This window comes from Desulfopila inferna, assembly GCF_016919005.1.
Classification (GTDB): Bacteria; Desulfobacterota; Desulfobulbia; order Desulfobulbales; family Desulfocapsaceae; genus Desulfopila_A; species Desulfopila_A inferna.
The window spans coordinates 103944-117103 of sequence record NZ_JAFFQE010000008.1 but is presented as its reverse complement, the minus strand read 5'-3'; the positions used below and the strand labels follow the sequence as shown (position 1 = coordinate 117103).

Sequence of the window (13160 nt, the reverse complement as noted above, 5' to 3'; positions counted from 1 at the left end):
GTTACCCCTCATTTTGTTCTTTTTTTCCTTTACCCATTGATTGGGTGATTCTGTCCAAAATTATTGCCATAAGAACAATTGACAGTCCGCCAATTGTTGCAAGACCAATATCGAGAGTGTTAAGACCGAGAACAACAGGCGCTCCCAATCCTCCGGCACCAATCATAGCGGCTATTACCACCATTGAGAGAGCCATCATGATCGTTTGGTTCAAACCTGCCATAATGGTCGGCAGTGCCAGGGGGATCTGGACTTTGCGGAGTACCTGAGAATTGGTGGCGCCGAAAGCCAGCGCGGCCTCAATCAATTCAGGGTGAACCTGCCTGAGCCCCAGACTGGTCAGTCTGATGATCGGCGGCAGGGAAAAAATAATGGTAGCCAGAACTCCGGCAACATTGCCAACAGAAAACAACATGACGATAGGGACCAGGTAGACAAAAGCCGGTGTGGTCTGCATGGCATCCAGGGCTGGCCTAAGCAACGATTCGAATCTGTCACTGCGGCCGGCCATGATCCCCAGTGGAATGCCGACTATTGTACAGAAGATTACCGAAGAAAAAACCATGGCGAGAGTCGTCATAGTATCGGGCCATAATCCCAGCATCCCTATAAGAAAAAGCGCTACAATGCTGAAAATAGAGAGCCTCAGTCCGGAGACACGCCAGGCAATAAGCGCCACAATTGCTACCCAAATGAGTGGGTGAACCCACAGCAGTAGGTCCTCCAGTCCGCTCAGCGTGACCTCAACAGGCCATTTTATTAATTGGAAAAACCAGCGGTATCCTTCTACCAGCCAATCGACAAACTGACTGATCCATATATCCAATGGTATGACTTTATCTTCAAAGCTGAACATCGCGTTTGCTCCTGAGAGTAAGAATTAAGAGGAATAATTGCTTTCTTCGGTATTCTCCGCACGATGAAGGGTGCGCAAAAACCTGTTTTTTGAAACGGTGCCGATATATTTCTGATTTTCATCCAGGACGGGTACCGGCCAGGGATGAGAGGCGACCAGCGGCAGAATATCCTGAAGACTGTCGGAATTCTTCACCGCCTCCACCTCCGGAAGAAAAGCACCTTCGATACTCCCCCTTCCGTCATTGCCCGCTTCGATGAAATCGCGCAGTGAATCCGTAGAGACTATTCCAAAAAAACCACGTTCCGAACTGAGCACATAGGCGAATTCCCGGTCGGAGCTGCTGAGCTTTTCCAGGATAGCACGGGGGCTGCCCTCTTTGCGATGCCATACATAGGTGGGGTAGCTGTCCCGGACAATATCTCCAGCTGAAATGACTCCGGTGGGATCGACTCCTCTGAAAAAGGCCCTGACATAATCATCTGCAGGGTTCTGCAGGATCTCCTCAGGGGTACCGACTTGAACAATGCTGCCGCCTTCCATTATCGCGATTCTGTCGCCGATGCGGAGGGCCTCGTCAAGGTCGTGGGAAATAAAGACAATGGTCCGCTCATCTCTATCCTGCAGTTTGAGGAGCTCATCCTGCATTTCCGTGCGGATCAGCGGATCGAGAGCCGAGAAAGCTTCATCCATCAGCATAATGTCCGGATCAACTGCCAGTCCTCTGGCCAGACCGACACGCTGCTGCATGCCGCCACTCAATTCACTGGGATACGCTTTTTCCCAGCCGTCCAGCCCAACCTGCTTCAGGGCATTATAAGCACGCTCTTCTCGTTTCTTCTTTTCCATGCCGTCGAGTACCAGACCAAAGCAGACATTATCCAGTACCGTCTGGTGAGGCATCAGGGCGAAGGACTGGAAAACCATACCCGTTTTCCTGCGGCGGAATTTTACGAGTTCATGACGATCCATTTTGAGTACATCTTCGCCGTCAACCAGAACTTCGCCGGATGTTGGTTCTATCAATCTGTTGAGCATGCGGACCAGGGTGGATTTGCCCGATCCCGATAGACCCATAACGACAAAGATTTCACCCTGCATTACAGAGAAACTGGCATCCTGGACCCCGACGGTTAGTCCGGTTTCTTCGTAAATTTCCTCTTTGCTTTTTCCCTGTTTGAGAAGCTTGAGGCCTTTCTGGGGGTCCTGTCCGAAAATTTTAAAGAGGTTGTTAACAGTGATTTTTTCCATGATATTCTATCAGAATTTAGTCAGAGAAGTTCCTGGTTTTATGTTTCATTTATTCTTTTAGTCAAAAAATAAACGTTGCTGAAGAGTGGGGAATCTTGGTGCATTACACCTGAAAGTTGTCGTTGAAAACAACTAAGATTATATATTAATCATGGCCGGGCTAGGCTCAAGATAACAGAACGATTTCTATTCACGTTCAGGTGAAAAATGTGCCAATAAAAATATATTTATACAAAACAATATATAGCAATATAGTATTTAATGCATCATTTATTATTCAATAAATTATTCTTCAATAAGAAAAGCGATATCCAGGCCGGGGCTCACTGAGAACAGATGAAATAGCCGTCTAAAAAAAGCCTGTTTTTCAGGGTCCTTATATCAGCGGTCAGCTTTCAGCTGGTCATCGGAGTGATTTGTGGCAGCTTTCTATTTAATCCAAAGGGGATAAATGAGGAATGTGCAGGGAAAAGCCGTTATACAATAATGGCCCTGAATCAAAAAGGAACATTCGATGTAAAGGTGAGAACTTCACCGGAAAGCGGATGGCTGATGCTGAGAGAGGCGGCATGAAGCATCATTTTATCTCCTTCTCTGCCGTTTCCGTAGAGGGAATCACCCACGATAGGGGCGCCAAGTCCAAGGGGATGGGCGGCATGCAGGCGAAGCTGATGGGTCCTGCCTGTAAGCGGTTGGAACATAATTCTGGTACAACCATTTTCCTTTGCCAGTTTCCGCCACAGGGTGATACCATTTTTGCCGTTGACGGGGTCATGGACCTGATACGGCCGGTTGTCTATATCGAGCCTGAATTTAAGCTCGATTCTTCCCTGCTGCTCAACAGGGAATCCCTCTACCAGAGCGATGTAGATCTTTGCCGGTTTTCTCTGTTCAAACTGCATAGAGAGGCTGCGGTGAGATTCTCTGGTTCTGGCGAGAATCATGACACCCGAGGTATACATGTCCAGGCGGTGCACAGCCGGCTGGGGGATAAGATCGGCAAAGCGTCTGTGCAGACGGGAGACTACACAATCCTGCCTGTCCGGCCCGCGCCCCGGCACGGCTAAAAGCCCACCGGGCTTGTCGATTACAATGATCTCTGAATCATGGAAGAGCAGATTCATGACGGGATGGCCCTGCCTTCCAGTGTTTCCTGGAGACCACAGAGCAGGAAGCCCATGAGTGGTTGGCATTTGTCGGTACATGCCGGGTAAAAATGACCGTGGTGTCTGGTTTTTGACCTGTTGCTTCTGCCCCAGTAAAATTCAGATATGCCGATGGGGATAATCTGTTGCTGCAAGGCATGATTGAGAAGTTTTGGGGCACAGCAGTCGCCGGTGCCGGTCGGTATGCCCCGATTATCAGGGAAAAAAGAGGTGAGCCCGGCCGCCTGGCCTTTAAAATTGTAAATGGTGTAGAGCGAATGGAGCCTGGCTGTCAGCTGTTGCGACATTTTTCTTCTCTTGTCTTTAAGCTGCCTGTATTCTTCTGGACTTTCACAGCTGTCCGCAAGGTGCTTCGTCAATTGTTTTATCTGTTTTTCGGTATCGTTGTTCACTTTCAACCAGAGCTTTTCTTCGAAAAGCGGAGGCGCCCACCCGGGTAAACTCCAGTGGCCGTTGTATTGTCCTGAAAAGGCATAGAGCTTGATACTGTTGCCATTCTGTCTCACCCCTTCCAGCACTCCGAACATTTTCCCCCTGGCTTCACCAAAAAGGCCCTGCGTCGAATATTCCGTCTCCGCCGGGGTTGGTGTAAAAAGATCAAGACTCATTTTCTTCTCAAGCTTTTCCATTAATTCACGGCAATATTCTCTGGTGTTTCCCGAAGGAAGTTGGTGGTCTTTGCCACAGAAGCCGCAGTAACCCCGGACTCCCGGTTCTGAGGTGGATAATGCTGGAGATCGATTGATCGCTGTCATGTTATTTCTTTTGCCATATTGCCAGATCAGGTTATGACTCTGAAGTTGCAAATAATATCTATGGAAATAGGGGCGGCTCGACGGTTTTTTTCAAGAGATTAAAAAGTTGCATCCGAAACAAGCATGTATTAAAAATCCGGTTCACATGGTATACCATTCGTCATTGCTGCGATGGAGTCTTTGTCATAGTCAGTGCCCGCAGTGTCTGCGCTTACCGGTTGCTCTCCTGTTTAATCGGCGGAGGTTAGTGAGGACTCCGATATCAGCTCTATGCACTCCAAGGGCACATCTTTCCAGGGTGGGCGGTACATTTATCGAGTGTCTCGATTTAATCCCTCACGGAGCAGACTTCGAAATTGCTCATTCCTGGACAGACATAAAGATGGTGCGTTCCGATTTGATTTTACCACGGGAGTAAGAGATGTTGCGATTAGCAGATATCAGAATTCGACCCAAATTGCTTTTCCTTTTTATTCAAACAGGAATTTTTCCCATTGTCGTTGCCGGATATTTCTTCAGCAGCTGGATGGAAAAGTCGCTCATCGAAGAGTCTTTCAACAAACTGACCACCATCCAGGATATCCGCAAAGGGCAGATCGAAAACCACTTCGCCAAAAGCTTCGCCGATATCCGTCTGCTCGCGGATTCCGAGCGGATTTATACTTTCCTGGGCAGGATGTCCGTATACAAGGATAACCTTGATACATCATCCCTGGATGGATTTAACATCTCTACAAGAGAGTATGCGGACATTATCAAAAATATTCAAAAACCGCTGCAGGATTATACCTTCCTCAACAGCTACAGTGATCTCTACCTCGTTAATGCCGATTTCGGCCAGGTTATGTTTTCGGTGAAGAATGGAGAGGATAATGGAGTAAACCTTCTCTATGGAAGTCTCAACCGCAGTGCATTGGCCAAGGTCTGGAAGGATGTCATTGAATCGGGTACCACGGTTATTTCCGACTTTGCGCCCTATGCTCCCGCGGAGAACAAAGAGGTGGCCTTCATCAGTCATCCGGTGAAGAATTCTGCCGGAGATAATATAAGCGTAGTCGCCCTCCGCTTCGACTCCGATCTTATCTCGAAAATCACCGAATCACGTAAAGGAATGGGAGAGACCGGAGAATCCTATCTCGTCGGCTGGCAAGAGGATACGGAAAGTTTTGAGTTCAGAAGCAATATGACGACAATGGGAGAGGGCAAATATGTGGTCGGTTATGATCTCGGCAAAAAACTGGATTACTGGCTCGATGCAGCAGAATCAGGAGAAGAGGGCGGCAAGGGCATATATATAGACAGTGCCGGCCAAAAAGTGCTGGTCGCCTTCAATAAGCTGAAGCTTGAAGGACTCGACTGGTATTTGATCTCCAAAATCGACAAATATGAAGTCACTGCGCCTGTTCGTGATATATATAGGAAGGTGGGAGTTTTCGCGCTGCTATTCACGGCTCTTACCGCTATCTGGGCCTGGTTTATCTCCAGGGGTTTTACCCTTCCTCTCATCAGGGATATGCATTTTGCCGATGCCATCTCGCACGGAGATTTCAGTACTCAGCTCAAATCGAACAGAAAAGATGAGCTTGGCGACCTGGCACGTTCTTTAAACAAGATGGCTGCCAACCTCAAAGAGGTGGATTGGCTGAAGTCGGGAAAGGAACAACTGGATGACACTATCCGCGGGGAATTAGGACCAGATGAGCTGGCCCGTCGCTGCATTACCTTTTTTGTCAAACATTTCGAGGCTGATCTTGGAGCCATCTACATTCTTCATGAGGGCTGTTTGGAGCTTAGAGCATCCTATGCCTTTACGGATCGCCGCGGAAATTTCAACTCCTTTGTCCCAGGTGAGGGAATGGTAGGGCAGGCAGCTCTGGAGACGGAAATCCTCTATTTTTCAGCTATGGGAGAGGATGCACCTCAGATTAACTATGGCGCCGGTGAAAAACCTCTGAATACTTATCTGGCAGCTCCGCTCCATGTCGATGGAGAAGTCTCAGGGGTTATGCTCATAGGATCCATGCGTCCTTTTAATGAGCTGCAGAAGCAGTTTCTCAAACAAAATATCTCCAATATGGCCATTCTCTTCAATGCCGCCACCTCGCGCCGGAGAATCGCCGAACTGCTTGCCGATGCACAGGCTCAGCAGGAAGAACTCAAGGCCACCAACGAGGAGTTGGAAAACCAGGCAACGGCCTTACGGGAATCCGAAGCTGAGATGCAGGCTCAGCAGGAAGAGCTGCGGGTCACCAATGAGGAGTTGGAGGAGCAGACCAGAGCTCTTAAGGAATCAGAAGGGGAACTGCGGGCTCAGGAGGAGGAACTCCGGGTCACTAACGAGGAGTTGGAGGAGCGAACCAGGGCGCTCGAAGAGCAGAAGAATGAGATCTGGGCAAAAAACAGTGATCTTCATGAGGCTCGGGAGATCGTGGAGAGAAAAGTGAAGGAGCTGGAGGTTGCAAGCAAATACAAATCAGAATTTCTGGCCAACATGTCCCATGAGCTCCGGACTCCACTGAACAGTATTCTCATCCTTTCTCAGCTCCTCGGCAACAATAAAGACGGCAATCTCACACCTCGGCAGATCGAGTCCTCAGCGGCCATTCACTCGTCCGGTACTGAACTTCTCAAGCTCATTAATGAAATACTCGATTTGTCCAAAATCGAGGCCGGCAAAATCGATCTTGTAATCGAAGATGTGCCGCTGCGGCGAATTCTGGACGATATCAACCTCATGTATAAAGACATTGCCGAGAATAAGGGGTTGGATCTGTCGTTTGAGTTGGCTGAAGGGTTACCGTCGGTAATACGGACCGACTCCCAGAGACTGCAGCAGGTTCTGCGCAATTTAATTACCAATGCCTTCAAGTTTACCAAGGAGGGCACGGTATCGCTGGAGATCTCACGCCCGTCTGCGGAAATGGTTAAGGATACAGCCTTGATTATAAAGAACAGCCTTGCCTTCGTGGTTAAGGATCAGGGCATCGGTATTCCGGAAGACAAGCAGCGTGTCATTTTCGAGGCATTCCAGCAGGCCGACGGCTCCACCAGCAGAACCTACGGCGGCACCGGACTGGGACTCTCCATCTCCCGGGAACTGGTCCGGCTGCTCGGCGGTGCCATTCATCTTTATTCCGTTCCGGGAGAAGGAAGCACATTCACTGTGGTTCTTCCGGAAAAATGTGTTGCGGAAACCGAACAGGGCAGCAGGGCTGAAAGAGAGGTTGCTGAAGTGGCGGCCAAACCGGATGAGCAGATTGCCGGAGCTATGAAAAAAGGTGTTTATCCCCAGGAGGAGCGGGTGGCCCCAGTAGAAGGGAAACCGATCGTCGAGGTTGACGATGACCGGAAAAATGTCACACTCGGCAGCAAAAGTCTCCTGATAATTGAAGATGACAATAATTTTTCGAGAATTCTGCGCGATTTTGCCAGAGAGCGGGATTTTCTCTGCATCATTGCCGAAGATGGTGAAACCGGATTGCATTTTGCCGATTATTATCGGCCCAGCGCCATCATCCTAGATATCGGTCTTCCCGGGATTGACGGCTGGAACGTGATGGAGCGCCTCAAAGATAATCCTGAGCTGCGGCATATTCCGGTTCATTTCATGTCGGCTGCCGACAGTTCCATGGATGCGCTGCGAATGGGAGCCATCGGTTATCTGACTAAACCGGTTTCCATGGAAAAAATAGACGAGACTTTCGGCAAACTGGAAAATATGATCTCGAAACCAATGAGCAGGCTCCTGCTGGTGGAAGACGATACCCTGCAGAGGGAGAGTATCAAAGAGCTCATCAGCGGCAGTGATGTCATCACGACAGCTGTGGCAAGCGGTGCCGAGGCCTATCGTGAACTGACCGAGGGAAACTACGACTGCATGATCTTAGACCTCGGCCTGGAAGATATGTCCGGTTTCGAACTGCTTGAAAAAATAAGGAATAATGAATCGATGTCCGGTGTTCCGATTATCATCTATACCGGTCGGGAACTTTCCGAGGATGAGGAAAACAAGTTGAGCCGCTATGCGGAAAGCATCATTATCAAGGGGGTCAAGTCGCCGGAGAGGCTCCTTGATGAATCCGCCCTCTTTCTTCACAGGGTCGAGGCCAATCTTCCCGAAGATAAACGAAAAATGCTGAAAATGGTGCATGACAAGGAAGCCGTGCTCAGCGGCAGCAAAATTCTGCTGGTTGACGATGACATGCGCAATGTCTTCGCCTTAACCAGTGTCCTTGAAGAGCGCGGCATTGATATCGTCATCGCCAGAGACGGTATCGAATGCCTTGAAAAGCTCAAGGAGGTTGAGGAGATAGATGCGGTACTTATGGATATAATGATGCCGCGCATGGATGGCTATGAGGCCATGATGGAAATTCGTAAAATGGCAAAATTTCAAAAGCTGCCCATCATCGCCTTGACAGCCAAGGCCATGAAAGGCGACAGGAGCAAATGCATCGAAGCCGGCGCCAATGATTATCTGGCCAAACCTGTTGATCCCGATAAGCTGCTGTCAATGTTGCGGGTGTGGTTATATTAATGATTGAGAAGGCCACCCGGATATCCGATGAAAATCTGGAAATACAGCTCCTGCTGGAGGCTATATTCCAGAAGTATGGATATGACTTCAGAAATTATGCCGGAGCACACACCAAGAGAAGGCTGAAGCACAGGAAGGAGATGGAGAGGCTGAAAAGTTTTTCCGAAATGATGCACAAGGTCATCTACGATGAACAATTTTTCCACCAACTCCTTCTCGATCTTTCCATAAATGTCACGGAAATGTTCAGGGATCCGTGGTTTTACAAAGCAGTCCGTCAGGTGGTTGTGCCGCACCTGAAAACCTATCCCTTCATTAAGGTATGGCATGCCGGCTGTTCGGCCGGTCAGGAAGTGTATTCCATGGGGATACTGCTTGAAGAGGAGGGCATGAAGGACAGGACCCAGGTATATGCCACCGACTTCAATGAATTGATCCTGGCCAAGGCCAAAAGCGGCATTTATCCAATAGATGTGATCCGGCAATATACTTCCAATTATATTGAGTCAGGAGGGATGGAATCCTTTTCAGATTACTATAGGGCCGATGACAAGCATGTGATTTTGAAAAAAACACTGCGGGAAAGGGTATTGTTTTCCTCCCACAACCTTGTGACCGACGGCGTTTTCGGTGAAATGAATGTCATCTTCTGCAGAAATGTGCTGATCTATTTCAACAGGGAGCTCCAGGAAAGGGTGCTCCAGCTTTTTTATGAGAGCCTTTGCCCCGGAGGTTTTCTCTGCCTGGGTTCAAAAGAAAGCTTGCAGTATTCCAAGGTCGTGCAGAACTTTGAAACAGTAGATGACGGTAAAAAGATTTATCGAAAAAAGCGCATCTGAGAATAGAGGTGGTCAGTGGTGTTGAAATCCGGTAAATATCAGGCTGTGGTTATTGGGGTCTCTGCCGGAGGCATCACCGCTCTGGAAAACATTCTCCCGGTTTTCCCGGAGGGCTGTCGGCTTTCAATACTGATAGTACAGCACATGGCCTCAGGAGGGGAAAATTATCTGGTCCAGCATTTCAACTCCCGCTGCTCTTTGCCGGTGCGTGAGGCCTGCGATAAAGAGATGATCAAGTCCGGTACCATTTATTTTGCCCCGGCCGATTATCACCTGCTTGTCGAGCAGCAGAAAACTCTGGCCCTGTCGGCAGAGGCAAAGGTCAACTACTCAAGACCATCCATCGACGTGCTCTTTCAAACTGCCGCGGAAGTCTACTGTGAGAGGCTGGTAGGAGTCGTTCTGACCGGCGCCAATGCAGATGGGGCGGCCGGTCTGGCAAGAGTGCAGGAACTTGGAGGCCTGACCGTGGTTCAGTCTCCTGAAACAGCGGAGGTCGATACCATGCCGAAAGCGGCAATAAAGGAGACCAGAGTAGATCATATTCTGCCTCTGGTGGAGATTGGAAAATTTCTTGCCGCACTGAACGATGATGAGGAAGAATGAATAAAGCTAAAATTCTGATTGTTGATGACCGGCCGGAAAATCTTTTTGTTCTGGAATCTTTAATTGATGCGCCGGATGTCGAACTTATCAGGGCAAACTCCGGCAACGAGGCCCTCGCCAAGGTTCTGGATAATGATTTCGCCCTGGTTCTTCTGGATGTACAAATGCCGGGAATGGATGGCTATGAGGTGGCCGAGTTGATGCGGGGCAATAGACATACTAAAAATGTTCCCATCATTTTTGTAACCGCAAAACACAAGGAGCAGGCCTCCATTTTTAAGGGATATGATTCCGGTGCGGTAGATTATCTTTTTAAACCGCTCGAACCGGTAATTTTGAAAGGCAAGGTCGGTGTTTTTCTTGAGCTTTACCGGCATAAGAGGGAACTTGAGAAAAAAACCCAGGAACTCGACAGGCGGCTTGCCGATCTGGAGGAGTTGAAAATGCTGCTGGAGAGAACTAATGAGCAATTAACGCATCTTTCCCGGATGGACGGACTCACCGGACTTTTGAATCGAAGAAGTTTCGACGAACTGGTCGATGAGGAGTGGCGGCGCGGAGTGCGAAATAAGCAGCCGCTTTCCATTTTGCTCATCGATATCGATTATTTCAAGGCCTATAATGACAACTACGGGCATACTCTGGGAGATGATGCTCTTAAGGCAGTGGCACAGGCGCTTGGCGGGGCGGTACAGCGCCATGTCGACAAGGTCGCCAGATATGGCGGCGAGGAGTTTGTCGTTATTCTGCCGGATACGGATAAGGCGGGTGCCGAATTCATGGCGGAACGAATCTGCAATGAGGTGCGTCGGCTCAACATCAGCCATGTTGCCTCTCCCGGGGAGAAGCAGCTGACCGTCAGTGTGGGAACCTCAACTACTATACCCGATGGAAATGCCGGTCCTCTGCCATCGATTGAATATGCCGATGTGAAGCTGTACGAAGCCAAGGCGGACGGTAGAAACTGCTGGAAGTCCTGTCTTGTGGAAGAATTAACCTCTGGTTGATAAAGGAATATATTAAATGATGATGCAGCGCTCCGGCAACCTGACTCAATCACCTTTTGCCAGGCTGCGTCCCGATGATGTGATCACCCTGGCGGAGAAATCCCTGGGCAGAGAATTGACCAACCTGCTGCGTCCTTATAACAGTTATATCAACAGGGTATTCGAACTGGAGGATAGGGAAGGCACAGGGGTCATCATAAAATTCTACCGGCCTGGCCGCTGGACCAGGGAAGCTATTGAAGAAGAGCACCTTTTCCTGCGGGAATTGATGGAGCGTGAAATTCCGGTAATCGCTCCCCTGACCCTCGCAACAGGAGAAACGCTGGCGCGCGGGCACGGTATTTATTTCGCCCTTTTTCCCAAATGCGGCGGAAGAAGCATCGATGAGTTCAGCGACGAGCAGTGGCTGGAGCTTGGTCGCCTTGTCGGTAGGATGCATGCCGTCGGCAGCGTTAAGAGCGCCGGCAATAGAGAAAAAATGGTTCCTTCGGCTGCAACCGCCCGGCGGCTTGAATATCTCAGGACCAACAAACTTGTGGCGGCTGAGCTGGAACAGGAATTCTTCTCATTGACTGCCGGATTGATCGAGGAGATCGACCATCAGTTCGATACGGTGCCCATACAGCGGATTCATGGCGATCTTCATTTCTCAAACATTATATACAGGCCCGGAGAATCCTTCTATCTTATTGATTTTGATGACATGGTTATGGGACCTCAGGTTCAGGATGTCTGGATGCTTCTTCACGGTTATGGCGAAGACTCTCTGATAGAGCTCGATCTTTTTCTGGAGGGCTATGACTCTTTTCACCGTTTCGATAGAAGGACCTGCCGCCTGATAGAACCACTGCGGGCGATGCGCTATATCCATTATCTGGCCTGGTGCGGGTATCAGGTAGTGGAAGATGGCAGGACTGAAGTTAATCCGGATTTCGGCAGTGTCGAATTCTGGCGTAATGAACTCATCGAGATGCAGGATCAGCTGGAACGGATTCATACCGCCGGGAATCCTTTCGGCCATCTCTGATCCGGGCTCTGTACCATTCCCGCGGTGGGTGTCATTATGGCACCATGCCGAGGTTGGGCAAAAGACCTTTTTTTTTAATGGCCGCGATAATCAGTATTACCCCTTAAACCAGTGCTGCAGTCTCTCTGCCAGTCGCATATTGCTTTTTTCGGCAGCGGCGGACACCTCGGCAAAATTCAAATTATATTTTTCGCCGAGGGCACGTAAATCTGCTGCTGGTGGACAGATCGATTTCCACGGAACCGGGCAATGGAAAAGCAATGTAATGACATTTTCCCGCTTTCGTACCGGAATAAACAGACTGTTCTCGGAATGCTTTAAGATGGCCTTTTTTACGCCATTGTATATATCATGATTGCCGCTCCAGAGATTACCGCAGAGAACCCCGTTTTCTGAGACTCTCTCTCTGGCGAGCTTGAAAAACTCACTGGAATAGATGTTTTCGGCCATCCCTGTACTGTTGAAGGCGTCGAGGAGAATAAGGTCGAATCGGGGCTCTTTGTCCAGCTTTTGCAGATAGCGCAGACCATCCTCGCAGTGAATGGTGATGTTGTCGTTTTCCGGCACGGCAAAGAAGGTGCGGGCAACCTGGATAATGTGTCTGGAATAATCAACAGCATCGACACGACACGCGGGAAGATAACGGTGAATGAAATGGAGCAGCGCCCCGGCACCGACGCCGATCAGCAGAATCCTGGTTGGCCGAGGGTATGCCAGTAATGATGCCGCCATCATATACTGTGTATACCTGAGCACCAGTCTGCCCGGGTCCTTGAGAGCAATCCTGCTTTGCACCACCGCATCCTTGAAATAGAGCGACCGGTAATGTTCCTGATCAACAACCTCCAGGAAGTTTTTGCCGTGGTGGCTGTGCAGCAGCTTTTTTCCGCGAGAGGACATTGATGTTCTCCAAGACTATCATTTTTGTTTGCATGACGATCACAGGGTTTAACGGCAGCCTTCTCTGAAATGGCAAAAAATAGTGGCTTCACACAGACAGCATGGTTGCAGTGGAGAGCTCAGGTGGGTATAAGGATAGTTACATGGAAAGCATTAAAAGTAAAGATCTAGGGGCGGCACAGGCCCATAAAAATTATTTTATTGCCCGGTAGATTG

The 13160-nt window shown here is 49.3% G+C and carries 10 protein-coding genes; 5 read left to right on the top strand and 5 right to left on the bottom strand.

Annotated features, from left to right (window positions below):
- Position 1: 1 nt before the first annotated feature.
- The 4 genes from JWG88_RS18000 to JWG88_RS17985 form a co-directional block, all read right to left on the bottom strand.
- Complete coding sequence (locus tag JWG88_RS18000; RefSeq protein ID WP_205235181.1) at positions 2 to 856, bottom strand: ABC transporter permease; 855 nt, start codon at positions 854 to 856, stop codon at positions 2 to 4.
- 24 nt (positions 857 to 880) lie between these two features.
- On the bottom strand, positions 881 to 2107 hold the full coding sequence (gene proV / locus JWG88_RS17995) for a glycine betaine/L-proline ABC transporter ATP-binding protein ProV (RefSeq protein WP_205235180.1): 1227 nt from the start codon (positions 2105 to 2107) through the stop codon (positions 881 to 883).
- A gap of 497 nt (positions 2108 to 2604) precedes the next feature.
- Positions 2605 to 3231, bottom strand: coding sequence for an RluA family pseudouridine synthase (locus JWG88_RS17990; RefSeq protein ID WP_205235179.1), 627 nt, complete (start codon positions 3229 to 3231; stop codon positions 2605 to 2607).
- A complete protein-coding gene (locus JWG88_RS17985; RefSeq protein WP_205235178.1) occupies positions 3228 to 4028 on the bottom strand; it encodes a hypothetical protein in 801 nt (266 codons plus the stop codon). The genes JWG88_RS17990 and JWG88_RS17985 overlap by 4 nt, the downstream gene beginning before the upstream one ends.
- 421 nt (positions 4029 to 4449) lie before the next feature.
- Here JWG88_RS17985 and JWG88_RS17980 point away from each other — a divergent pair, with 421 nt between their 5' ends.
- Genes JWG88_RS17980 through JWG88_RS17960 form a run of 5 tightly spaced genes read left to right on the top strand, consistent with a single transcriptional unit; the run spans position 4450 to position 12044 of the window.
- A complete protein-coding gene (locus JWG88_RS17980) occupies positions 4450 to 8565 on the top strand; it encodes a response regulator (protein WP_240194576.1) in 4116 nt (1371 codons plus the stop codon).
- Positions 8565 to 9404 (top strand): CheR family methyltransferase, encoded by an 840-nt coding sequence (locus tag JWG88_RS17975; RefSeq protein WP_205235177.1) that lies wholly within the window; start codon positions 8565 to 8567, stop codon positions 9402 to 9404. The genes JWG88_RS17980 and JWG88_RS17975 overlap by 1 nt, the downstream gene beginning before the upstream one ends.
- Before the next feature lie 18 nt (positions 9405 to 9422).
- A complete protein-coding gene (locus JWG88_RS17970; protein ID WP_337833140.1) occupies positions 9423 to 10010 on the top strand; it encodes a chemotaxis protein CheB in 588 nt (195 codons plus the stop codon).
- A complete protein-coding gene (locus tag JWG88_RS17965; RefSeq protein WP_205235176.1) occupies positions 10007 to 11017 on the top strand; it encodes a GGDEF domain-containing response regulator in 1011 nt (336 codons plus the stop codon). The genes JWG88_RS17970 and JWG88_RS17965 overlap by 4 nt, the downstream gene beginning before the upstream one ends.
- A 16-nt stretch (positions 11018 to 11033) precedes the next feature.
- The gene (locus JWG88_RS17960; protein ID WP_240194574.1) at positions 11034 to 12044 is read left to right on the top strand and encodes a serine/threonine protein kinase; all 1011 of its coding nucleotides are present in this window, start codon (positions 11034 to 11036) and stop codon (positions 12042 to 12044) included.
- 96 nt (positions 12045 to 12140) lie between these two features.
- Here JWG88_RS17960 and JWG88_RS17955 read toward each other — a convergent pair whose 3' ends face one another.
- Positions 12141 to 12944: a spermidine synthase gene (locus tag JWG88_RS17955; protein ID WP_205235175.1), complete on the bottom strand. Its 804-nt coding sequence runs from the start codon at positions 12942 to 12944 to the stop codon at positions 12141 to 12143.
- Between the last annotated feature and the right edge of the window lie 216 nt (positions 12945 to 13160).

Coding starts and splice junctions, on each gene's coding strand:
- JWG88_RS18000 (WP_205235181.1), bottom strand. CDS start 856: ATGTTCAGCTTTGAAGATAAAGTCATACCATTGGATATATGGATCAGT.
- proV (WP_205235180.1), bottom strand. CDS start 2,107: ATGGAAAAAATCACTGTTAACAACCTCTTTAAAATTTTCGGACAGGAC.
- JWG88_RS17990 (WP_205235179.1), bottom strand. CDS start 3,231: ATGAATCTGCTCTTCCATGATTCAGAGATCATTGTAATCGACAAGCCC.
- JWG88_RS17985 (WP_205235178.1), bottom strand. CDS start 4,028: ATGACAGCGATCAATCGATCTCCAGCATTATCCACCTCAGAACCGGGA.
- JWG88_RS17980 (WP_240194576.1), top strand. CDS start 4,450: ATGTTGCGATTAGCAGATATCAGAATTCGACCCAAATTGCTTTTCCTT.
- JWG88_RS17975 (WP_205235177.1), top strand. CDS start 8,565: ATGATTGAGAAGGCCACCCGGATATCCGATGAAAATCTGGAAATACAG.
- JWG88_RS17965 (WP_205235176.1), top strand. CDS start 10,007: ATGAATAAAGCTAAAATTCTGATTGTTGATGACCGGCCGGAAAATCTT.
- JWG88_RS17960 (WP_240194574.1), top strand. CDS start 11,034: ATGATGATGCAGCGCTCCGGCAACCTGACTCAATCACCTTTTGCCAGG.
- JWG88_RS17955 (WP_205235175.1), bottom strand. CDS start 12,944: ATGTCCTCTCGCGGAAAAAAGCTGCTGCACAGCCACCACGGCAAAAAC.